The sequence below is a fragment of the Halomonas sp. KM007 genome, from assembly GCF_050709225.1.
GTDB lineage: Bacteria > Pseudomonadota > Gammaproteobacteria > Pseudomonadales > Halomonadaceae > Vreelandella > Vreelandella hamiltonii.
On the sequence record NZ_CP136131.1, the window covers coordinates 2,985,499 to 3,006,872 of the forward strand.

At 60.8% G+C, this 21,374-nt stretch carries 18 protein-coding genes; 8 read left to right on the forward strand and 10 right to left on the reverse strand.

The window, feature by feature from the left end; translation table 11 throughout:
• Positions 1-3: 3 nt before the first annotated feature.
• Positions 4-672, reverse strand: coding sequence for a 2OG-Fe(II) oxygenase (locus tag RVM27_RS14130; RefSeq protein WP_287807887.1), 669 nt, complete (start codon positions 670-672; stop codon positions 4-6).
• Positions 669-1,340 (reverse strand): CoA pyrophosphatase, encoded by a 672-nt coding sequence (locus RVM27_RS14135; RefSeq protein ID WP_287807885.1) that lies wholly within the window; start codon positions 1,338-1,340, stop codon positions 669-671. The genes RVM27_RS14130 and RVM27_RS14135 overlap by 4 nt, the downstream gene beginning before the upstream one ends.
• Positions 1,341-1,435: 95 nt before the next feature.
• Here RVM27_RS14135 and RVM27_RS14140 point away from each other — a divergent pair, with 95 nt between their 5' ends.
• Entirely contained in the window at positions 1,436-1,993 is a 558-nt protein-coding gene (locus RVM27_RS14140) for an NUDIX hydrolase (protein ID WP_039176467.1), read from the forward strand.
• 20 nt (positions 1,994-2,013) lie between these two features.
• Here RVM27_RS14140 and RVM27_RS14145 read toward each other — a convergent pair whose 3' ends face one another.
• From RVM27_RS14145 to RVM27_RS14165, 5 genes are all read right to left on the reverse strand, one after another.
• Positions 2,014-2,325 carry a YqfO family protein gene (locus RVM27_RS14145; RefSeq protein WP_498956873.1) on the reverse strand — a complete coding sequence of 104 codons (312 nt, stop codon included), beginning with the start codon at positions 2,323-2,325 and terminating at the stop codon, positions 2,014-2,016.
• Between the two features lie 111 nt (positions 2,326-2,436).
• A complete protein-coding gene (cynS, locus tag RVM27_RS14150) occupies positions 2,437-2,877 on the reverse strand; it encodes a cyanase (RefSeq protein WP_058576935.1) in 441 nt (146 codons plus the stop codon).
• Positions 2,870-3,826, reverse strand: a complete 957-nt coding sequence (locus tag RVM27_RS14155) for an ABC transporter ATP-binding protein (RefSeq protein ID WP_287807881.1) — start codon at positions 3,824-3,826, stop codon at positions 2,870-2,872. Before RVM27_RS14155 ends, cynS begins: the two co-directional genes overlap by 8 nt.
• A gap of 10 nt (positions 3,827-3,836) precedes the next feature.
• Positions 3,837-4,694, reverse strand: coding sequence for an ABC transporter permease (ntrB, locus tag RVM27_RS14160; RefSeq protein WP_498956874.1), 858 nt, complete (start codon positions 4,692-4,694; stop codon positions 3,837-3,839).
• Between the two features lie 2 nt (positions 4,695-4,696).
• The gene (locus tag RVM27_RS14165) at positions 4,697-6,115 is read right to left on the reverse strand and encodes a CmpA/NrtA family ABC transporter substrate-binding protein (RefSeq protein ID WP_498956875.1); all 1,419 of its coding nucleotides are present in this window, start codon (positions 6,113-6,115) and stop codon (positions 4,697-4,699) included.
• A 291-nt stretch (positions 6,116-6,406) separates the two neighbouring features.
• Between RVM27_RS14165 and RVM27_RS14170 the strand changes: the two genes are divergently transcribed.
• The 5 genes from RVM27_RS14170 to RVM27_RS14190 all read left to right on the forward strand — a co-directional run bounded on the left by RVM27_RS14170 (position 6,407) and on the right by RVM27_RS14190 (position 15,376).
• On the forward strand, positions 6,407-8,368 hold the full coding sequence (locus tag RVM27_RS14170) for a sigma 54-interacting transcriptional regulator (protein ID WP_498956876.1): 1,962 nt from the start codon (positions 6,407-6,409) through the stop codon (positions 8,366-8,368).
• Positions 8,369-8,515: 147 nt separating this feature from the next.
• Complete coding sequence (locus RVM27_RS14175; protein WP_498956877.1) at positions 8,516-9,946, forward strand: TolC family protein; 1,431 nt, start codon at positions 8,516-8,518, stop codon at positions 9,944-9,946.
• 66 nt (positions 9,947-10,012) lie between these two features.
• On the forward strand, positions 10,013-11,293 hold the full coding sequence (locus tag RVM27_RS14180) for an efflux RND transporter periplasmic adaptor subunit (protein ID WP_498956878.1): 1,281 nt from the start codon (positions 10,013-10,015) through the stop codon (positions 11,291-11,293).
• On the forward strand, positions 11,293-14,481 hold the full coding sequence (locus RVM27_RS14185) for an efflux RND transporter permease subunit (protein ID WP_193460767.1): 3,189 nt from the start codon (positions 11,293-11,295) through the stop codon (positions 14,479-14,481). Before RVM27_RS14180 ends, RVM27_RS14185 begins: the two co-directional genes overlap by 1 nt.
• Before the next feature lie 220 nt (positions 14,482-14,701).
• On the forward strand, positions 14,702-15,376 hold the full coding sequence (locus RVM27_RS14190; RefSeq protein WP_039176410.1) for a hypothetical protein: 675 nt from the start codon (positions 14,702-14,704) through the stop codon (positions 15,374-15,376).
• 6 nt (positions 15,377-15,382) lie between these two features.
• Here the strand turns inward: RVM27_RS14190 and RVM27_RS14195 are convergent, their stop codons facing one another.
• Both RVM27_RS14195 and RVM27_RS14200 read right to left on the reverse strand, forming a co-directional pair.
• The gene (locus tag RVM27_RS14195; protein ID WP_287807868.1) at positions 15,383-16,312 is read right to left on the reverse strand and encodes an alpha/beta fold hydrolase; all 930 of its coding nucleotides are present in this window, start codon (positions 16,310-16,312) and stop codon (positions 15,383-15,385) included.
• 61 nt (positions 16,313-16,373) lie between these two features.
• A complete protein-coding gene (locus RVM27_RS14200) occupies positions 16,374-16,985 on the reverse strand; it encodes a TetR family transcriptional regulator (protein ID WP_498956879.1) in 612 nt (203 codons plus the stop codon).
• Between the two features lie 198 nt (positions 16,986-17,183).
• Between RVM27_RS14200 and RVM27_RS14205 the strand changes: the two genes are divergently transcribed.
• Together RVM27_RS14205 and RVM27_RS14210 are read left to right on the forward strand one after the other, a co-directional pair.
• Positions 17,184-18,215, forward strand: coding sequence for a succinylglutamate desuccinylase/aspartoacylase family protein (locus RVM27_RS14205; protein WP_016914554.1), 1,032 nt, complete (start codon positions 17,184-17,186; stop codon positions 18,213-18,215).
• Positions 18,216-18,401: 186 nt separating this feature from the next.
• The gene (locus RVM27_RS14210; RefSeq protein WP_498956880.1) at positions 18,402-19,853 is read left to right on the forward strand and encodes a catalase; all 1,452 of its coding nucleotides are present in this window, start codon (positions 18,402-18,404) and stop codon (positions 19,851-19,853) included.
• Between the two features lie 65 nt (positions 19,854-19,918).
• On the opposite strand, the gene dusA is transcribed toward RVM27_RS14210, so the two are convergent.
• Positions 19,919-20,971, reverse strand: coding sequence for a tRNA-dihydrouridine(20/20a) synthase DusA (gene dusA, locus RVM27_RS14215; RefSeq protein WP_498956881.1), 1,053 nt, complete (start codon positions 20,969-20,971; stop codon positions 19,919-19,921).
• Positions 20,972-21,374: the final 403 nt, after the last annotated feature.

The window sequence follows — 21,374 nt, forward strand, 5'->3', positions numbered from 1 at the left end:
GCGTTATCGCGCGGGGTCCAGCACGCCACCCAGCGAGGCATTGCGGCGGAACCAGCCAGCAATGCTGGTGCGCGGCAGGCGCGTGGGCAGCACTTCGTGGGGGATGGTTTCCGATAAAAAGCAGGCGAACGTTCCCGCTTCGGGCACGACCCGGGCCACTTCCCGGCTGGGGTCATCGGGGTCGTAGATGACCATTTCGCCTCCGCCATCGGCGGGCCAGTCGGGGGTGAGGTAGCCGACGGTCGAGATGACGCGATTGGCCCGCCCGCGAAAGCTGTCCAGATGGCGTTGGTAAAAAGCCCCGGCAGGGTAGTGGGCAAAATGTGCCTCGTACTCGAACAGGCCAAGAAACAGCGCCTGATTCAACGAGCGCTGCAGCTCGGTCATGGCATCGAGATAGTGCCGCTGGGCTTCGCTTTCACGGTCCAGCCAGTGGATGGCGTCGCCGCGAATATCCTTGCGCAGCAGGTGCTGCTGACCGCGTCCGATGCCTGCTTCATCGAGCGCATCGTGGGCCGCCAGATGCAGCAGCTCGCCTTGCAGCGCCTGGCACAGGGCCGGGTCGATGACCCCCTGGCCCACGTACCAGCCCTGTTCCACCAGGGCGTCGACCAGGGCCACGTGGGCCTCTAGGGCAAGGGCATGGGGGCGGGTGTCCATGGAAGCGATCATTTGGTGTGTCTCGTGACTGGCTTGTCGTTGCGATTGACGGCGGCTGGGCGCTGAGGAGAGCGCCTTTCGGGGTAGTGGCGCAAGGCGCCGACCGGGCGGCGGTAAAGGTCGATGTCCATGCCGAACCCTTCGGCCAGCAGCTCCACCAGCATCATGGCCGAGAGCCCCCAGATCACGTGGCTGTCTACTCGGTAGCTGGGCACGTAGTGAGCGACGCCATCCACGGTGATGACATCGGTATGGGTGCGCTGGTCCTCCAGAAAGTGGCTGAGCGGCACTTCGAAAATGGCATCCAGCTCCGCCGGGTCTGCCACCAATGGCAGGTCGGGGGGGATCAGGCCTACCCAGGGAGTGACCCGTATCCCGTGCAGCGAAATCACATCGGACAGGCGCCCCAGCGGTTGCACTGCCTGCGGTGCTAGCGCAATCTCTTCCTGAGCCTCCCGCAGTGCGGTGGCGTAGAGGTCTGCATCGGTGGCTTCGCGCTTGCCGCCGGGGAAAGCGACTTGGCCGCTGTGGGTATTCAAGTGGCCCGCGCGGCGGGTAAACAGCAGCGTCGGCGACGGCCGCTCGACGATGGGCATCAAGACGGCGGCCTCTGGCAGAGTAACGTGGTCCAGCCGTTGAGGCGTATGCAGTTGCAGCTGTTTGCGCAGTTTCTCTAACATAGGGGATTCCCGTGACTTTGTTCTCTTTTACCCAGCCATGACGATCAGCGTCAAGCGCGTTGATAGCTCGCCCTTCCAGCCATAGAGAAAACGCGATGAACTTTTGTAGTCAGTGTGGTGAAAAAGTCCGCTTTGCGGTGCCTGAAGGAGATGACCGCCCCCGCTACCTGTGCGATGCCTGCGGTACCATTCACTACCAGAATCCGCGCATTGTGGCGGGTACGCTGCCGGTGAGCGGCTCGAAGGTCTTGCTGTGCAAACGCGCCATTGCGCCGCGCAAAGGGTACTGGACGCTGCCGGCAGGCTATATGGAAAACGCCGAAACCACGCAGCAGGCCGCATCCCGGGAGACCTGGGAAGAGGCCTTCGCCGAAGTCGCGCTGGGAGACCTGTACACCTTGATCGACCTGCCGCACATCAATCAAGTCTACATGATTTTTCGCGCCGACCTGGTGGGTGGCTTCAGTGCCGGGCCAGAAAGCCTGGAGGTGGCGCTTTTCGAAGAGCACGAAATCCCCTGGGACGCGCTGGCCTTCCCCACCATCGAGCGGACCCTGCGGCACTACTTCGAAGATCGCCAGCAGGCGGAATTTCCGCTGCACATCAGCAAGATCACACCCGAAGACCGCGAGCGCTACTTCGGCAGTGCCTGATGGGGCAGCGGAGGCGGCGCCTACAGGTTGGCCACCTGCCACACGTCGTAGGCCACTTCCTCGTAGGGGTGGGCCAGCTTGAGGGCGGCAATGGCCGCCTGGATGTGCGCGTCGTCACAGACCAGCTCCACCTTGAACTCTTCCACCCGCTCCAGGGTGCCTACCTGACCGATATGCGGTTCGGCGCCCTCCATCGGCCGAAACTGGCCGGTGCCGCGGGTCTGGAAACAGACGTGCTCATAATCACCGATACGCCCCGCACCCGCGTCGAACACGGCGCGCTTGACGCTCTCTACATGGTCGACAGGAACAAAAAAAGCGAGTTTATACATGGATCATGACCCTTTTTGAGCGGCGAAAGTCAGCAGAGGGCCACATGATACGCGATTTGGCGGTAGGTTGGGCACCGCCACCCTGTCAGGGGGCGGTGCTCTGTCGCTGGCTTACCAGGATTTATAAGGCAGGAACTTGCCGTTCAGGGTGAGCAGCACGCGGTCGCCCTTGGGGTCTTCGATCTTTTCCATCTCCATGGTGAAGTCGATGGCGCTCATGATGCCGTCGCCAAACTTCTCCTGCACCACGTCTTTCAGCGTTTCGCCGTACACGCCGACCACTTCGTAGAGCCGGTAGATGAAGGGGTCTTGGGGGATCGCCTCATCCCACGCCTTTGTTGGGAAGGCCGTGAGCGCGGTGGCCACATCGCTCTCTACTTCTAGCACGTCGCAAAGCTTATGGGCGACATCTGCGCTGGCGCTGTTCATGCCGTAACACGCAGAGGCAACCCATACCGGTGACATGCCCACAGCGCTGGCAATGTCGTCCCAACTCATTTTTTTACGGGCCTTGGCAGCCAGCAGGGTATGACGCATTTCGAGCTTATCCATGACGGACCTCCTTGGGAGTGAACTTCACTAGGTTTTCTTGTGGTTCGGTGGCAGGGGATGCCGGGGTTGAATCAGTGGTGGCCTCGGCATCCTCGAGTTGCACCGGGTTGACCGGCGTGGGATAGCGCAGGCCTTGGCCGTCGAACTCCTGGGTGCGCAGCTCGCTGGAGCGGTTCACCAGGAAATCGACCAGGTAATTACGAATTTTGTAGAAGTGCGGGTGTTTGACGATGCTCGCCCGCTGGCGCGGCCTAGGTAGGTCAATCTCCACTGCTTCGGCGATACGCGCCTGGGGGCCGTTAGTCATCAGGAAGATGCGGTCGGCCAGTAAGATCGCTTCGTCCACATCGTGGGTGATCATGAACACGGTTTGCTGATCCTGGCTCCAGATTTTGATCAGCTCGTCTTGAATCACCCCACGGGTCAGCGCATCCAGCGCGCCAAACGGCTCATCCAATAGCAGCAGTTTGGGCTTGGTGGCAAACGCCCGGGCGATGCTCACCCGCTGGCGCATACCACCGGATAGTTGGGAGGGCTTACGGTCCACCACCTCTTTCAAACCGACCATCTCCAGGTACTTCATACTGTGGTCGGTGACTTCCCGGTCGCTCCACGCTTTCCAGCGGGCGCGTACGCCGAAACGAACATTTTCCAACGCGGTGAGCCAGGGCAGCAGACTGTAGTTTTGGAACACCACGCCGCGCTCAAGGCCAGGGCCGCTGATCTCTTTGTTCTCCATGACCATGGAACCTTCCGAGAACTGATCCAGCCCGGCCAGCGCGTTCATGATGGTGGACTTACCGCAGCCAGAGTGGCCGATGATGCACACGAATTCGCCTTTCTCGAGCTGAAAACTGATGTTCTCGAACACCGTCAGCGGTTCCGCCTCTTTACTGGCGCCGGGGAAGCGCTTGGCGGCTTTTTGTACCTCTACAAAAGCATGACTCATGGTCGGCTCCTTATTCGGCGTAAGTGACAAAGCGGGCAATATAGGCAAGCGACATATCCAGCAGCATGCCCACCACGCCGATCATCAGGATGGAGAAGATCACGCTGGTTAAATCGAGGTTGTTCCACTCGTTCCAGACGTAGTAGCCAATGCCGGTGCCGCCCACCAGCATCTCGGCAGCCACGATAACCAGCCAGGCGATGCCAATGGAGATCCGCATGCCGGTCAGAATGGTCGGGGCCGCGGCGGGCAGAATGACCTTGAAGGCCGTTTTTAGCGGCGACAGTTCATGGGTGCGTGCCACGTTCACCCAGTCGCTGCGTACGCCGGCCACGCCAAAGGCGGTATTGAGCAGCATCGGCCAAATGGAACAGATAAAGATCACGAAGATGGCCGAGGCTTCGGCATCCCGAATGATGAACAGCGCCAGAGGCATCCAGGCCAAGGGAGAAATCGGCCGCAAGACCTGAATGAACGGGTTGAGCGCTTTATACGCCAGCGGTGACATGCCAATCAGAAAGCCGATGGGGATCGCCACCACGGCGGCCATGAGATAGCCGCTGAGCACGCGGTAAAGGGAGTAACCCAGTTGGATGCCGATCCCCTTGTCGTTGGGGCCTGCATCATAGAAAGGATTGGAAAGCTGCTCCCAGGCCCGCTCGAAAATCGCCGACGGCGGGGGAACGCGGGCCGTTTCATCGGCCCCGCCCAGCAGCAGCTCGTATTCGCTCAGCTCTTCCGTGCCGCCCATCAGCGGCGAGCGGTCGAGTCCTTCCCAAAGCCCCAGCAGTACGGCGAGCAGGACGAAGGCTAACAAGCCAGCGCGCACGTTCAGGCTGATGTTCCAGTCGGTGGTGGTGCGGTCCATAATTAGCTCCTGCGGATATCAAAGCTGGCCAGATACCCTTCGGGGTCGGTGTAGTCGAAGGTCTTGCCCATGATCTGGTAGTTGCGCGAGGTCTCTTCGGGGGCGTCGTAGCCCAGCTCGTTCATCACCGTGCGTGCTTCGCTGGCCAAAAAGACATCCCGGGCAATCTGCTGATAATCGACGCTGCCCTCGATGTAGCCCCAGCGCTTCATCTGGGTCAGGATCCAGACGGCCATGGATTGCCAGGGGAAGGGGTCGAAGTCGATCCGGTCCGGCACGTTCTGAACATTGCCCAGGCCATCGGCAAAGCGCCCTGTCAGCACCTGCTCGATCACCGTGACCGGCTGGTTCAGGTAGTTGGTCGGGGCAATGGCCTCGGCGATTTCCGAACGGTTGGCCGGGTCGGAAGAGTATTGGGTGGCATCGATGATCGCCCGCAGCAGCGCGCCGTAGGTGTTGGGGTTTTGCTGGGCAAAGCGAGCGCTGGTGGCAAAGGCGCAGCACGGGTGGCCGTCCCAGATCTCCTTGGTGAGCAGATGAATGAAGCCGATGCGCTCGAACACGGCGCGCTGATTGAACGGGTCGGGGGAGAGAAACCCATCGATGTTGCCCGCGCGCAGGTTGGCAACCATCTCGGGGGGCGGAATGACGCGAATCTGAATGTCCTGATCCGGGTCCAGGCCATGCTCGGCCACGTAGTAGCGCAGCAGGAAGTTGTGCATGGAGTACTCGAAGGGCACGCCGAAGGTGAAGCCTTTCCACTGCTGCGGGTCACGCTTGTCCTGGTGGTCGTTGTGCAGCACGATGGCTTGCCCATTGACGTTCTCGATGGCAGGCGTCACGAAGGCCCGCTGGGTCGAGCCTGCCCCCAGGCTCATGGCCAGCGGCATGGGGGAGAGCATGTGAGCGGCATCGTACCGATCGTTCAGCGAGTTATCGCGAATCAGCGCCCAGCCAGCGGTCTTGATCACATTGACGTTCAGGCCGTAACGCTCATAGAACCCCATGGGGTGGGCCATGATGATGGGCGTGGCGCAGGTGATCGGAATGAAGCCGATGTCCAGCTCGGTTTTCTCCAGCGGGCCCAGGCTCTCCTTGACCGCCGCCTTGATCGACTCCATGGGCAGCAGGGTGGCCAGGGCCGCTGCCGCGGTGCCGCCACCCACCAGCTTCATGAATTGCCGACGGTGCATGTCGCTATGGCCAAAGATGCCGCGAACCAGCGCGCTCTCCACGACCCGGTCCATGATCTGTTCGGCATTGCTGGGTGGCGCTTCGCCACCGGCCAGGGTGGCCTGATGGGAAGGTACGCTGGGGCGGGCAGGGTGGCACTGGTGGCAATCACACTGGCGGCCATGGATCAGCGATTGACGGTGATCGAAAGGGTTGCCGAGACTGCTGTGGTCATTGTTCTCTTTCATGGGCGTTCACCTCTCAGGAGCAAATGGGCTTCTAGCTGCGCCGTCTTGGTGCGAAACAGAGCGTTGCGGCACTGTTTCGGTAGTGCGACTTGTGTGCCACAACTGTCCGTTTTGTTTAAAGATTCATAAATTCAATGAGTTGTGGTGTTTGGTGGAATCTTGGAGGCCATGCTTGAAAACGACGATTTTTCGTTAATAACGATATTTCGTTGTTTAAATGACGAAATATCGTTATTGGCCCGTTGTTTGTATGGGTAGTGGGTATGTCGCCGCCATCGCCAGGAGATGCAGATGCCCCCCATGACGACCGAGCCGTTGATGAGCGAGCCGTCGCTTAGGCTCATGGCCAGCCATGCCCCGCTGGCCATGCTGGTGATCGACCCGCTGGCCGATGAGCTGGTGGCTGCCAATGCGTCTGCCTGCCAACTGTTGATGCTGGAAGAGGGCGATTGGCGAGCGTCGCCGTTCAGCCATCGGTTGAGTGCCTCCTTGCCGCTGTGGGTCAGCTTTACCGATGAGGTATTGACTACCGGGCAGGCGTGGTCGGATGACCTGGTGGTGCTGGACAGCGTGCGTCAGCCACGCCGGGTAGAAGTCTTCGGTGAGCGTTTGCCGGACCCCCCGCGGCTCTTATTGACCCTGATCGACCGGCAGAAGGCCGAGCAGCGGCGCGCCCGCGCCGAGCTGGGGCGTCAGCATCGCCAGGGGGATGTAGGGTGGCAGCGCGTCGAGCAGGTGTTCGAGCGAATCGAAAGGCAGAACCAGCTGATTCTCAGCGCCGCCGGAGAGGGCATCTACGGGCTGGATGCGCAGGGCAGAACCACTTTCGTCAATCCAGCGGCCGAGCGCATTCTGGGCTGGAGCACCGAGGACATGGTGGGCCACGATGCGCATTTGATGTTTCACCATACCCATGCCGATGGCTCTCATTTCCCTGTGCAGCAGTGCCCCATTCATGCTTCGTTCAGCGATGGCCAGGTGCACCACGTCGACGATGAAGTGTTCTGGCACAAGAACGGTGAGGCGATTCCCGTCGAGTATACGAGCACCCCCATTTTCGAGATGGGGCGGCTGGTGGGGGCCGTGGTGCTGTTTCGCGATATCCGCGAACGCAAACGGGCAGAGCAGCAGCTGCGCGATGCCCTGGAGGAGGTCGAGTCGCTGAAGCGGCGGCTGGAGCTGGAGAACGAATACCTCCAGGAGGAGATCAAGGCAGAGGTCAATCACCGCAATATCGTGGGCAACAGCCCGGCGGTGGCCAAATTGATCCAGCAGATTGCCATGGTGGCACCGACCGGGGCCAACGTCTTGATCAGCGGTGAGTCCGGCACGGGCAAGGAGCTGATCGCCAGGGCCATTCATGCTGGGAGTGGGCGCAGCGACCGGCCGCTGATTCGGGTCAACTGTGCCGCCATACCGCGAGATCTGTTCGAAAGCGAGTTCTTTGGCCATGTCAAAGGGGCCTTTACCGGGGCGATGCAGGATCGTCCGGGGCGTTTCGAGCTGGCCCACGGCGGCACGCTGTTTCTTGACGAGGTAGGAGAAATTCCGCTGGAGCTGCAGAGCAAGCTGCTGCGCGTATTGCAGGATCAGCAGTTCGAGCGAGTGGGGGACAACCGCACCCGCGAGGTGGACGTGCGCGTGATTGCGGCCACCAACCGTGATTTGAAAGAGATGATCGACGCCGGGCATTTCCGAGAGGATCTCTATTTCCGGCTCAACGTGTTTCCCATCGATTCAGTGCCGCTGCGCAAGCGCATCGAGGACGTGCCCTTGCTGGCGCGACATTTTCTGCACCGCGCCTGCTTGAAGTTCAACAAGCCGGGCGTGCGTATTCCCCCCGCCCAGTTGGAGCTGCTGACCCTCTACCCATGGCCTGGCAATATCCGCGAGCTCGAAAACGTCATCGAACGACAGGTGATCGTGACCCAGGACCGCCGACTCTGCTTCGACGACCTGTTGCCGCCGGAGCCCAGTGTGCCGGGGCAGGTCATGGCGGAGCGTGACAAGGGCGCCGAGCCTCTTGCCGAGACACCGATGACCGAACAGGCGCTACAGCAGCACCAGCGGGACAACGTGCTGAAGGCGTTGGCATCGACACAGGGCAAGATCTCTGGCGCGGGTGGGGCGGCGGAGCTATTGGGCGTCAAACCGACGACGCTGGCCTCCCGGTTGCAAAAGTGGGGCATCGACCCGCGTCGATTCAGGCGTCGTGAATGTAAAAAGCCCCCTGCCAACGGTGCATTGGACTAAGGTAAAAGGTGCTGGGCTGGGCAGGCACTTTGTACACACAAATTCGCCAAGTTCAAGGCTAGCATACATACATGAATGTAACTATAATGCCCACTCTTTCAGACTGGCGCTGCGCATCTTCCAACGTTGACACCTAGAGGCAATCCCATGCGACTAGCACACTGGGCAGTCAATGCCCCTTTACGCCCCTTGCTACTGGCCGTGCTGACCTCCTCCTTCATTCTGCCTGCCCAAGCGGCCGACCTGGTCACCATCACCCGCGATGCGTTGAACAACAACGCTGCCCTTGCCTCGGCACGCGCCGAATTTTCTGGCGTAGAGGCGGGCCGGGACGTGGCGCGCGGCGGCTTGCTGCCTCAGGTGAATGCCTCCGGTAGTGTCGTGCACAACCAGCAGTACGAAAGCCAGGCCGCGGTGGGGGTCAGCGATGACCGTTACAACACCGCATCGCTGTCGTTGGAAGCGACCCAGGCGCTGTTCAATGCCGTGACGCGCCAGGAGCTCAATCAGGCCGAGCGCCAGATCGATCAGCAGGTCTACCTTTTGGCCGCGACGGAACAGCAGCTGCTCATCGACGTGGTCAGCGCCTACTTCGATATTCTGCGTGCCCATGAGGTGCTGGAAGCGCGTCAGGCGCAAGAGCGCGCCATTGGCCGCCAGCTGGAGCAGGCTCGCGAGCAGTTCGAGGTCGGGCTGATTGCGATTACCGAAGTGGAAGAGGCGCGGGCCAGCTTCGACCAGTCTCGGGCCGACCGCATTGCCGCCGAGAGCAGCCTGCAAGTGGCGTTCGAAGCGCTGGAGCAGTTGACCGGGCAGCGTTACGCCAACATCGATGCCTTGGGTGACGCCATGCCGATTGCGCTCCCGGCGCCCACCGACCGTGACTATTGGGTCGACCAGGCACTGGAGCGCAACCCGCAGGTACTGGCCCAGCGGGCAGGCATCGAGCTGTCTCGGACCGGTGTGGAAATCGCCCGGGCAGGGCGTCTACCCACCGTGCAGGCGTTCGCCAACTATCAATACTCGGAAAGCGACAGCGATGTGGTCAGTGGCTACAACTCTTCTAGCCAGGTAGGCGTTTCCGCCAACCTGCCGATTTACACCGGTGGCAGCACCAGTGCGCGTATTCGCCAGGGCACCTTCCAGCTCGAAAGTAGCCAGTACGACTTCGAGTCCCAGCGCCGCACCACGATTCAACAGGTGCGCTCGCTGTACACCCAGGTCAGCAATAACGTGGAAACCGTGGATGCTCGCCGCCAGGCCATCGTGTCTACCCGCAGCGCTCTGGAAGCGACGCGCGCAGGCTACGAGGTGGGTACCCGCAATATCGTCGATGTGCTGAATGCCGAGCAGAACCTCTATAACGCCATCGCCAGCTACGCCGAAGCGCGCTACGACTACGTGGTGAATCTGATGTCGCTGCGCCAGCAGTCGGGCATGCTGGACGTGGCGGCCATCGAGGAAGTCAATGCCTGGCTGACCGGTGACAGCGTCAACTTCACCCTGCCTGAAAGCAACGCGCCTGATACTTACCAGCGCGCGATGGACATTGGTGCTCCTCCTACCCCAGGCGCCTGAGAGCGGCCAATGGGGGCACGCCTGCGATCCGTCAACGTACAGAAAAAATGAATGGGAATTCGACGCATGAAAAGAGTGATGCACTCCACCCGGGCGAGCCTGGTGACGCTGATCGCCGTGCTGGCGCTGACCGCTTGTGGCCAGGAACAGCCGTCCCAGGAGCAGCAGGGCCAGCAGCAGGAAGCGCCACCCCACGCGGTGGAAGTCGCTGAAGTAAGCCGTCAGGACATTCCGCTCAACAAGTCCTATCCTTCGCTGCTGCGTAGCGACAGTGAAGTCACGCTGGTGGCGCGGGTCAACGGCTTTCTGGAAGAGCGGCATTTCGAACCCGGGCAAATGGTCGAGGAGGGAGATCGCCTCTACACCATCGAGCCGGACTTGTACCAGGCCACGGTGAACCAACGTGAAGCAGACCTGCAGAGCGCCCGGGCAGAGCTGGCACGCGCCCAGCGGGATGCGCAGCGTTTCGAGCAGCTGCTGAGCCAGAACTCGGTCAGCCGCCAGCAGTACGACCAGGCGCTGGCAGAGCAGCGGGTTGCGCAGGCCAGCGTGGCACAGGCGGAAGCCGCACTCACCAGTGCCAATCTGGACCTGGGCTACTCCAACGTCACCGCGCCCGTTTCGGGCATGATCAGCTTGAGCCAGATCAACGTGGGCAACCTGGTCACGTCAGGCACTGAGCTGGCCACCATCACGCCTCTGGACCCGCTGGAAGTGCGCTTTCAGCTACCCCAGCGTGATGCCTTCGAGCTGCGTCGTCAGTTGGCCGACAGCGCCGGTGACATGTCCTCCATTACCGCCCATCTCAGCGTGCCCGGGTTAGCGGGTAGCGCCGGTGGTGAGCTGGCGGGCCGCCTGAATTTCCTCGGTTCCCGTGTGGATACCGGCACCAGTACGGTGCAAGCATCGGCCACGTTCGACAATCCCGACGGGGAAGTACTGCCGGGCCAGTTCGTGCGCGTACGCCTTGAAGGCCTGAAGCGCTTCGACGTCATGGCGGTGCCTGAAATTGCCGTTACCCAAGGGTTGATGGGCCCTCGTGTCTTCGTGCTGGACGACGAAAGCAAGGCGCGTGAGCGGACGGTTCAACTGGGCGATGTGGCTGGCCCCTGGCAGATCATCGTGGATGGCCTGGAACCTGGCGAGCGCGTCGTGGTGGGCGACCCGGCGGGTCTCGAGCCGGGCATGGTGATCGATCCGGTGCGTTTCGATGGCGATGCAGAACAGCTGGTCGATGACGTGGAAGAAGCCGAAGCGCAAGAGCAGCAGGAGCAGGCCGAAGCGGCTGCCGAGATGTCCGAAGGCGCTGGTGAAGCGCCCGCGGAAGGGGAAGAGGGTGCTCAATAATGAATTTCTCTAACTTCTTTATCAGTCGTCCGATATTCGCCACGGTGCTGGCGATTATCCTGACGCTGGTAGGCGCGATGGCGATGCGGATATTGCCCATCGAGCAGTATCCCAGCGTGGTGCCGCCCACGGTCTCGGTACAGGCGCAGTTCCCCGGTGCCGATGCGGAGACCGTGGCACAGACCGTGGCCGCGCCCCTGGCGGAAGCCATCAACGGCGTGGAGGACATGCTGTACATGACCTCCAACAGCGCCGACAACGGCCTGATGAGCCTGAGCGTGGCGTTCAACATCGGTACCGATGGTGATATCAACACGATCAACGTTAACAACCGCGTGCAGGGGGCACTGTCCCAGTTGCCAGAGGCCGTTCAGTCTCAGGGTGTCACCGTGGAGCTGCGTTCCGACTCCATTCTGATGCTGGTCGCGCTGACCTCGCCCAGCGGTGACTACAACAACGTCTACATGCAGAACTATGCCACCCTCAACATTCTCGATGAGCTGCGCCAGGTGCCTGGGGTGGGCAACGCCGAGGTGCTGGGGGGCGGCGAGTTTGCCATGCGGATCTGGATGGATCCCGACAAACTGGCCCAGTACGACCTGACCCCGAGCGAAGTGGCCAGTGCCATTCGCGCTCAGAACACCGAAATTCCGGCCGGTAATCTTGCCGCGACGCCCCAGAGCGAGCCGCGTGCCTATACCTACACCATTACCGCTGGCGGGCGTCTTTCCAGCCCGGATGATTTCCGTAACATCTTCCTGCGCACCAATGCCGATGGCTCTTCACTGCGCCTGGAAGACGTGGCGCGGATCGAGCTGGGTGCCTCTTTCTACGGCGTGGATGCGCGGTTGAACGGCGCGACCATGACGCCCATCATCATCAACCAGCAGCCGGGCGCCAACGCGCTGGAGACGGCCAACTCGGTTCGGGCGACCATGGAAGATCTGGCTGAACGCTTCCCGCCGGGGCTCGAGTACGTGACGCCTTACGATACGACGCTGTTCATCGATGCGTCCGTCGAGACGGTGCTCAAGACGTTCATCGAAGCGTTCCTGATCGTTATCGTGATTCTGTTTATCTTCCTGCAGAACTGGCGCTTTACCGTCATCGCGATGTCGGTGGTGCCGGTGTCGGTGATTGGTACCTTTGCGGGCTTCTATCTGTTCGATTTCTCGATCAACCTGTTGACGCTGTTCGCGCTGGTGCTGTCGATCGGTATCGTGGTGGATGACGCCATACTGGTGGTGGAGAACGTCGAGCGGGTGCTCAGCGAAGAGGACGATATCAGCGTTCGCGATGCCACCATTCGCGCCATGAAAGAGGTCGGTGGGCCGGTCATCGCCACGTCGTTGATCATGGCGGCGGTGTTCGTGCCGGTGGCCTTCATGGGCGGCTTCACGGGCCAGATCTACCAGCAGTTCGCGATTACCGTGGCGATCTCGGTGGCATTGTCGGCGCTGATGGCACTGACCTTCACCCCGGCGCTGTCCGCGATCTTCATCAAGCACAACTTGCACAAGACCCGTCAGTCCGCTTTCAAGCGTGCCATTACCACGCCGCTGCGCCTGTTCGATCGTTTCTTCGCAGGCTTCACGGCGCTCTACATGTGGTTCGTGAAGAAGCTGGTGCGCTTCTGGGTGCTGGCGCTGGCGCTGACCGTGGCAGTAGGGGCGGGCTCTTATTGGCTGTATGCCAATACGCCCTCCACGCTGGTGCCCGAAACGGACCAGGGGATCGTGCTGGTCAGCGTGTCGCTGCCGGACGCCGCTTCGCTGGATCGTACCCAGAACTACATGGCCGAGCTAAGTGCTGCCATTGAAGATATCCCTGGCGTGCAGTACTCCTCGGCGGTGGCAGGGTATGACATTCTGTCCAGCGCGGTGAACACCGCACGCGGGATCATGTTCGTCAACATGCAGCCCTGGTCGGAGCGCGACCTGACCGCCAACGAGCTGGTGGGCCGTATCATGCAGCTGGGTGCCAGCATCGACGGTGGTTCGGCCATGGCCTTCAACGTGCCGCCCATCATGGGGCTGTCGACCACTGGGGGCTTCACCGGCTACCTGCAATCCTTCGACGGCGCATCGCCCCGTGAGCTGTATGAAGCATCGCTGCAGATCATGGGGGCGGCAAACCAGCACCCTGCGCTGAATCAAGTGTTCTCCACGTTCAACGTGAACGTTCCCTCGTTCCGAGCGGAGATCGACCAGCAGAAAGCGTTGAGCTACGGGGTGGCCCTGGAGAATATCTCTTCGGCACTTTCCAATACCTTTGGTAATGGCTTCGTCAACTTCTTCAGCTACCAGAACCGTAACTTCCAGGTGTATCTGCAGAACGAGGACGAGTTCCGCAAGACCCCCGAAGACATCAACAATGTCTACGTGCGGGGCGGCAACGGTGAGCGCATTCCGTTATCCGAGTTCGTGACGCTGGAGCGCCAGGTAGGGCCTTCGGTAGTGTCACGCTTCGGGGTGTACACCGGGGCGCAGTTCCAGGGCGGGGCGGCTCCGGGCTACAGCTCGGCACAAGCCATCGCGGCCATGGAAGAAGTCGTGCTGGAAACGCTGGGGCCGAACTGGGGCATGGGCTGGACCGGTACCGCGTATCAGGAGGCCAACCTGGGCAATACCGCCATGCTGGCCATCGTGTTCGGTATCCTGATGGTGTTCCTGATCCTGGCGGCCCAGTACGAGAGCTGGTCCTTGCCGCTGGCGGTCTTGACGGCCACCCCGTTTGCCTTCCTCGGGGGAATTGGCGGTATCGTGCTGCGCGGGCTGGATACCAGTGTCTACGTGCAAATCGGTATGCTGGTGGTCGTGGGGCTGGCGGCCAAGAACGCGATCCTGATCGTCGAGTTTGCCGAGCTGCAGCGTAAAGAGCAGGGCAAGACGATTCGTGAAGCCGCGATCACGGCGGCCGAGCTGCGCTTCCGGCCCATCGTCATGACCTCGCTGGCGTTCATCTTTGGTACGCTGCCGCTGGCCTTGGCCACCGGGGCCAGTGATGTCAGTAGCCACCATATCGGCACCACGGTGGCCGTGGGCATGGCGTCCGTCGCTATTCTGGGCAGCCTGTTCATTCCCAGCTTCTACGCCATGATTGCCACTGTTTCTGACTGGCTCTACCGCAAGCGTCATCCTGAACGCAAGGAGGATGAGCAGGCGGCGCTGGGTCACGATCAGACTTGACCTGATCGTCAGCGATCTACCAGACGGGCACCCCACGGGGTGCCCGTTTTTTGTGGGCGTCGGGCCAAAGGCTGACACGGGTCAATGCCCGAGCTACTGACATGGCTAAGATGAGCTAAGCTGAAAGTGACCATCGTTTTAGCCTGAGTAGCACAATAATGGTCGACAATAGGCTCAGGCGAGAACAAGACCGGGCAACTTGCCCGGAGGAGAACACGCCATGCAAACCTTCATGTCTGCTGCTCTGCAGTTTCCTACCATCGTCTTTGCCCTGCTGCTGATACTGGGCATTCTCTATTGGCTCCTGGTGTTGTTGCGACTGGCACCTTTGGAGCTGTTCGAACGCGATAGCCTGCGCGATGACCACATGGCGAGCACGCTCGTCTCGCTGGGCTTTGCGGGTGTGCCCGCCTCACTGGCGCTGAGCCTGCTCGTTCTATTGGCAGGCGCCATCTCGCTGGCCGTCGAGCTGCTTGTGCTGCGCTGGCTACCGCTGGGCATGCTGAGAGTGCCCGTGGGCGTGCTGGTGCTGTGGGCTTCCTTTGCCGTTGCTTCGCCGCTGGCGGCTGCCGTGTGTCACGCCCTGCAGCGTGGGCTGCATCGCTACCCGCCGTTCCAGCGCCGTTGCCTGCTGGGCGCCACGGCGGTAGTGGCCGAGCGCGACCAGCAGGGCGGTGCCACTGCTCGGCTGCTCAATGAGCCAAACAGCGTGGTGCGCCTGCATTGCAAGGCGGGGGATTGCCCTCAGCCGGGTGAGCATCGGGTATTGGTCAAATATCTGGCCAGTGAAGGGGCCTACCGCAGTGTCATGGAGCAGGACTACCTGGATACGCGGGTACGCCTCAACAAGCTGCGCTTGCAGCACAAGCACCACCCCAACGGCTACCCGACGTAACCAGCCCTATCTACCGCCTCTCAGGTAGCGCCACACATCTGCCAGCCACTGGCTGAACGTGCCAGTTGGCTGGGCAGGTGTTGCCGTGGAAGAGGCGGATAACAGGGTCGTCAGAAAGTGCTGTATGGGCTTGACCTGCTGGGCGTCATTGAGCATCGGCGCGTGCCCGCAGCCCGGCACGGTCATGGTCACCAACGACGGCTGTGACTCGGCCATTTTGGGCAGCGTTTCGGCGGCCAGCAGGGTAGAGGTTTCACCGCGAATGACCATGAGCGGGCAGCGTATCTTCGCCCAGTCGGCCCAGGTATCCCGTGGTGTATCGTGAATAAACTGCTCGCCTATGCGTGGGTCGAAGTGGTAGGTCCAACTGCCATCGGGCAGGCGTCGTGCGCTATTGAGCGCCAGCTCGCGCCACTCCGCTTCGCTGGTGATGCCGAAGCTGGCATAGTGCTTGACCAGCTCTGCCTGCAGGTTGGCAAAGTTGTTGAAACGGTGGGTGACGCCAAAGTAGCTCGACAGCGCAATCAGCCCTTCCTTGTCGAGCTCAGGCCCAACGTCATTGAGGACCAGACGAGCAATGCGCGCTGCGTGTTGCTCGTCGGCGGCAATCAGCATACCAAGCAGCCCTCCCATGGAGGTGCCCAGCCAGTCCACCTGCTCCAGCTGGTAGTGGTCCAGCAGCGCGATGGCAACGGTGACATAGTGGCTGTAAAGGTAGTCATGGGCGGGAAACAGCGACCAGCTCGATAGGCCGCGCCCTGGGGTGTCCGGGGCCAGTACGCGCCACTCGCTACCGAGCTCGCGGGCCAGGGCGGCAAAATCACCGCCGTGGCGAGCCAGCCCGTGCCAGGCAATCAGGGTTCGTTTGGCGTCAGGGTTCCAAATGCGAACCGCAATCTCCAGCTCACGTACGCGTACAAACTCCAAGGCATCCATACACGGCTCCTGTCATGTGGTGCCTGTAGTATAGATGCAATGCTGCGGTGCAGTAGAGCGTTTACTTGCGCATCATGCGGATCAGCGTATCGATGATTTCTGCGCCGCGCTCGGAGACAGAAAAAGCATCCGGCGTGCGCAGCCAATCATGAAACAGGCCGCCGAGCGCGCACTGCATCAGGCGGGTGGCCGTTTCCGGGCTGATATCTTCGCGCATATCCTGCTGTTGCTGGGCCAGTTGGAACACCGGCAGCATTTCGTCGAAGCACTCTTCGCCGATTTCATCCTGCATGGCAATGGGGTTGATATCGCTGAAGAATTCACAGCGATGGAGCAGGATCGACAGAACACGCTGATGGGAAGGTTGTTCGATACGCTGCAAGCCCGCATGGCAGGCCAGGCGAATGGCTTCCAGCGGCGAAACGTGTGGGTCGGCGTTATTGACTTCATCGATCAATGACTGGAAGGGCATGCGCACCCGCTCCACCAGTGCCATGAACAGATCGCCCTTGTTCTTGAAGTGCCAATAGACGGCGCCGCGGGTCAGCCCCGCATGGCGGGCAATCTGCTCAAGCGAGGTGCGAGCAACGCCTTTTTCGAAAAACACCTCTTCAGCCGCATCCAGCAGCGCTTCGCGCGTTGCCGCAGCCTCCGCTTTGGTTTTTCTTGCCATGGAACCTCACCTCACTCTCGACACGTATGCGGCGTATTTTATATGAACTCGTCGGTTTTTACATTCAAAAGTGTATGGTTAATCGCAGAACTTCATGGCGTGCGTTAACAAAGATGTCGGATAATGCTAAATAGAGTTTTCAGACATCAGGTTTTCCAACCTTTTAGCTACTGCACGATGCTTGATCGAGGAGTTGTCATGGGGCGAGCGCCTTTTACGCTAGCCGGGCATGAGGTGTTGCCCGGCCAGCGGTTACAGATCGATGTGCCGGTGGCACGCCTCTACACCCACACACCGCTGCATATTCCCGTCGAGGTGGTGCATGGCCGCAAAGAGGGGCCGGTCATGCTGGTCTGTGGCGGTATCCATGGGGATGAAATCAACGGTGTGGAAATCGTGCGGCGCGTACTGCGCTCGAAGTCCATCAACAGCCTGCGCGGAACGCTGATTGCCGTGCCGGTGGTCAATGTCTTCGGTTTCTTGCAGCAGACCCGCTATCTGCCCGACCGCCGCGACTTGAACCGCTGCTTTCCAGGCAGCGAAAAGGGCTCGCTGGGGGGGCGTATTGCCGCGCTGTTCAGAGATGAGATCGTCGATCATGCAACGCATATCATCGACCTGCACACGGGGGCGATTCATCGCACCAACCTGCCGCAAATTCGTGCGCAGTTGACCCCTGGTAGCGAAACAGAGCGCATGGCCGATGCCTTTGGGGCCCCGGTCATTCTGAATGCCGAACTGCGGGAAGGCAGCCTGCGCCACTACGCACAGAACCTGGGCATTCCCGTGCTGACCTATGAAGCCGGTGAGGCACTGCGTTTCGATGAGTGGGCGATTGCGCCTGGCGTCAAGGGCATTCTCAGGGTCATGCGCCGCCTGGGCATGCTGAGTGGCGAGCAGCGCCGCCGTACGCCTGCTCCCGCCGAGCTGGCCAATGGCTCCAGTTGGGCGCGTGCGCCTATCGATGGCATTTTACGGCCCCAGGTGCGCTTGGGGGCGCGCGTGGCCAAGGGCGAAGTGCTCGGCAAGGTAGCAGACCCCTTCGGCAATGATGAGGGCGAAGTGCTGGCCATGGCCGATGGCATCGTGATTGGCATGAGCCGCCTGCCGCTGGCCAATGAGGGCGAAGCGCTATATCACATCGCTCGCTTCGATGAGATAGAGGAAGCCGAGACGGCCATCGAAAGCTTTCAATCCAGCCTGGAGCCGCCTCCCGACTCCCTGTATTGAGCTTTTTTAATAGCAAATATTGATCGCTTCAATAGCCAACGTTAAGGCGCCATGGATGGCGATATGCCTGCTTGTTGACTATACCTGTGGGGGAGCCAGCCAGCGCAAAGGCGAAAGCCTCGTGCGCTGTGGGCCATTTCCAACGACGCAACGGCGTCTGGTCGAATGTGACAAGGAGGAAGCGCCATGAGTAGCCACCAGCACCCCACCACCAATGAAGCCGGTATTCCGGTTGCCAGCGACGAGCACTCGCTTTCGGTAGGGGCCGATGGTCCCATCGTCATGCATGACCACTATCTGATGGAGCAGATGGCGGCCTTCAACCGTGAAATGATTCCTGACCGTCAGCCCCATGCCAAAGGCAGCGGGGCGTTTGGTCGTTTTGAAGTGACTCAGGATGTCAGCCAGTACACCAAGGCTGGCTTTCTACAGCCGGGCAAGAAGACCGATGTGCTGATCCGCTTCTCGACCGTGGCAGGCGAGAGCGGAAGCCCAGACACTTGGCGGGACCCCCGCGGGTTTTCCATCAAGTTCTACACCGAAGAAGGCAACTTCGACATGGTGGGTAACAACACCCCCGTGTTTTTCGTTCGCGACCCGATGAAGTTTCAGCACTTCATTCACTCCCAGAAACGCCGGGCTGACAACGGCCTGCGAGACCACGACATGCAGTGGGATTTCTGGACGCTGGTGCCCGAGTCGGCCCACCAGGTGGCATGGCTGATGGGGGACCGGGGCGTGCCTGCCACGTGGCGGCACATGAACGGCTATTCCAGCCATACCTATATGTGGGTCAATGAGGCAGGCGAGCGGTTTTGGGTGAAGTATCACTTCAAGACCGACCAAGGCATCAAGTGCATGACCCAGGAGCAGGCCGACCAGATGGCCGGTAGCGATGCCGACTACCACCGTCGTGACCTCTTCGAAGCCATCCAGCGGGGGGATCACCCTACCTGGACTTTGAAGATGCAGATCATGCCCTTCGAAGATGCCAAAACCTACCGCATCAACCCTTTCGACCTGACCAAGATCTGGCCCCATGACGACTACCCGCTGATCGAGGTGGGCAAGCTGACGCTGGACAGGAACCCCACTGATTTCCACAGTGAAATCGAGCAGGCCGCTTTCGAGCCCAACAGCATGGTGCCGGGCACGGGGCTGTCGCCGGACAAGATGCTGCTGGCGCGGGCGATCTCCTATGCCGACGCGCACCGTGCTCGGCTGGGGGTGAACTACAAGCACATTCCGGTCAATACGCCCAAATGCCCGGTGCACAGCTATGGCCAAGGGGGCGCAATGCGTATTCGTCACGCCACCGACCCTACCTATGCACCCAACAGCAAGGGTGGCCCTAAGGCAGATGGGCAGCGCTTCCCGGAAGACGCCGTGTGGTCGACCGACGGGCAATTCATACGGACGGCCTACACACTCAGAAAAGATGACGATGACTGGCGCCAGGCCCACGCGCTGGTGCGCGACGTGATGGACGACGCCCAGCGCGAGCGGCTGGTGTCCAATGTGGTCGGGCATCTCTCGGGAGGCGTCTCTGAGCCGGTATTGGCCCGGGCGTTCGAGTATTGGCGCAATATCGACCAGGAGGTGGGAGAGCGTATCGAGCAAGGCGTTCGCGCACAGTAGCCTCTTGAACGAAAACGCCCAGCGATCAGCTCGCTGGGCGTTTGCTTTGAGCAGCCCGTTGGCCGTCAGGCCACGGGCTGTTTTGTTGCTTGCTCTTCTACTGGCGGTGTATCGGTCTCCGGTTCGCGCACCAGGCCGAGCGCGTCATCGAACAAGCGTAACCCCGCACCCTCTTTATGGGCGTGTTCCGACAGATGATGGCGGAACCGGCGCCCGCCCGGGCAGCCCTGGAACAGCCCCAGCAAATGCCGCGTAATATGATTTAGTTTGGCGCCCTCATCCAGGCGCTGCTGAATATAGGGGCGAAAGGCCGTGGCTGCTTCCAGGCGCGTGCGGGCCGGACCGGGCTCACCAAACAGCTGCTCATCGACACCGGCCAGTAGCCACGGGCTCTGGTACGCCTCGCGGCCTACCATCACGCTGTCCACGTGCTCCAGCTGCGCCTGGCACTCGTCCAGGGTTTTAATCCCGCCGTTGATGCCAATGTGCAGCTCGGGGTGGCTCTGCTTCAAGCGATGCACCCGAGGGTAGTTCAGCGGTGGAATGTCACGGTTCTCTTTAGGGGATAACCCCTGTAGCCAGGCTTTGCGGGCGTGAACGGTAAACACGCTGCAGCCTGCCGAAGCCACGATATCAATGAATCGCGCCAAATCGGCGTCTTCATCCTGGTCATCGATACCAATACGGCATTTCACCGTCACCGGAATCGACACCGCCGCCTGCATGGCCTTTACCGCGGCGGCCACTTTTTCGGGGTGGCCCATCAGGCAGGCGCCAATCATGTTGTTCTGCACTCGGTCACTGGGGCAGCCCACGTTCAGGTTGACCTCGTCATACCCCCACGCCTCAGCAATCGCAGCACACTCTGCCAACTCTCCCGCATCGCTACCCCCCAACTGCAGGGCAATCGGATGCTCCACCTCGCTGTACCCCAAAAAGCGCTCACGCGGGGAGCCGTGCAGCACCGCACCGGTGGTCACCATCTCGGTATACAGCAGTGCACGCCTGGTCAAGGTGCGAGCAAACGCACGGTAGTCTCTTGTGGTCCAGTCCATCATGGGTGCCACAGAAAACAACCTACCCCTGTCGGCACTGTTGTTGCTAATGAAATCAGTCATTTAATAAATTCTGTAACTGTATGAATATACACATATGTTGCCACCTGATACCGTTAAAAAACGCCCTCAGTGTACCGCCAGTGTACCTAGTGGCGGAGAACGCCCACTTTCCAAAAATCCTGGTACACCAATAGCGAGTTTTCAGAAGCGGCAAGGGGAGTGGCGGACTATTGTACGGAAGAAAGGCCATCCCTCACAGAGTAAACGTGCAGCACCAACGCTCGGGCTCAGAAGTGGGCAGGCCAGGTCGAGGATTTCATCACCGTGCTATCCGGTGGAGAGGATGTCTTGTTTGCCCTGTGCGATGCCGCGCAACATCAGCAGGCGAGCAGGGGCCGTCCTGGAAAGCACTTCAAGCTGTTGAATCCGCTTCATCTCGGCACATGCGCGCTTGTTGAGCTAG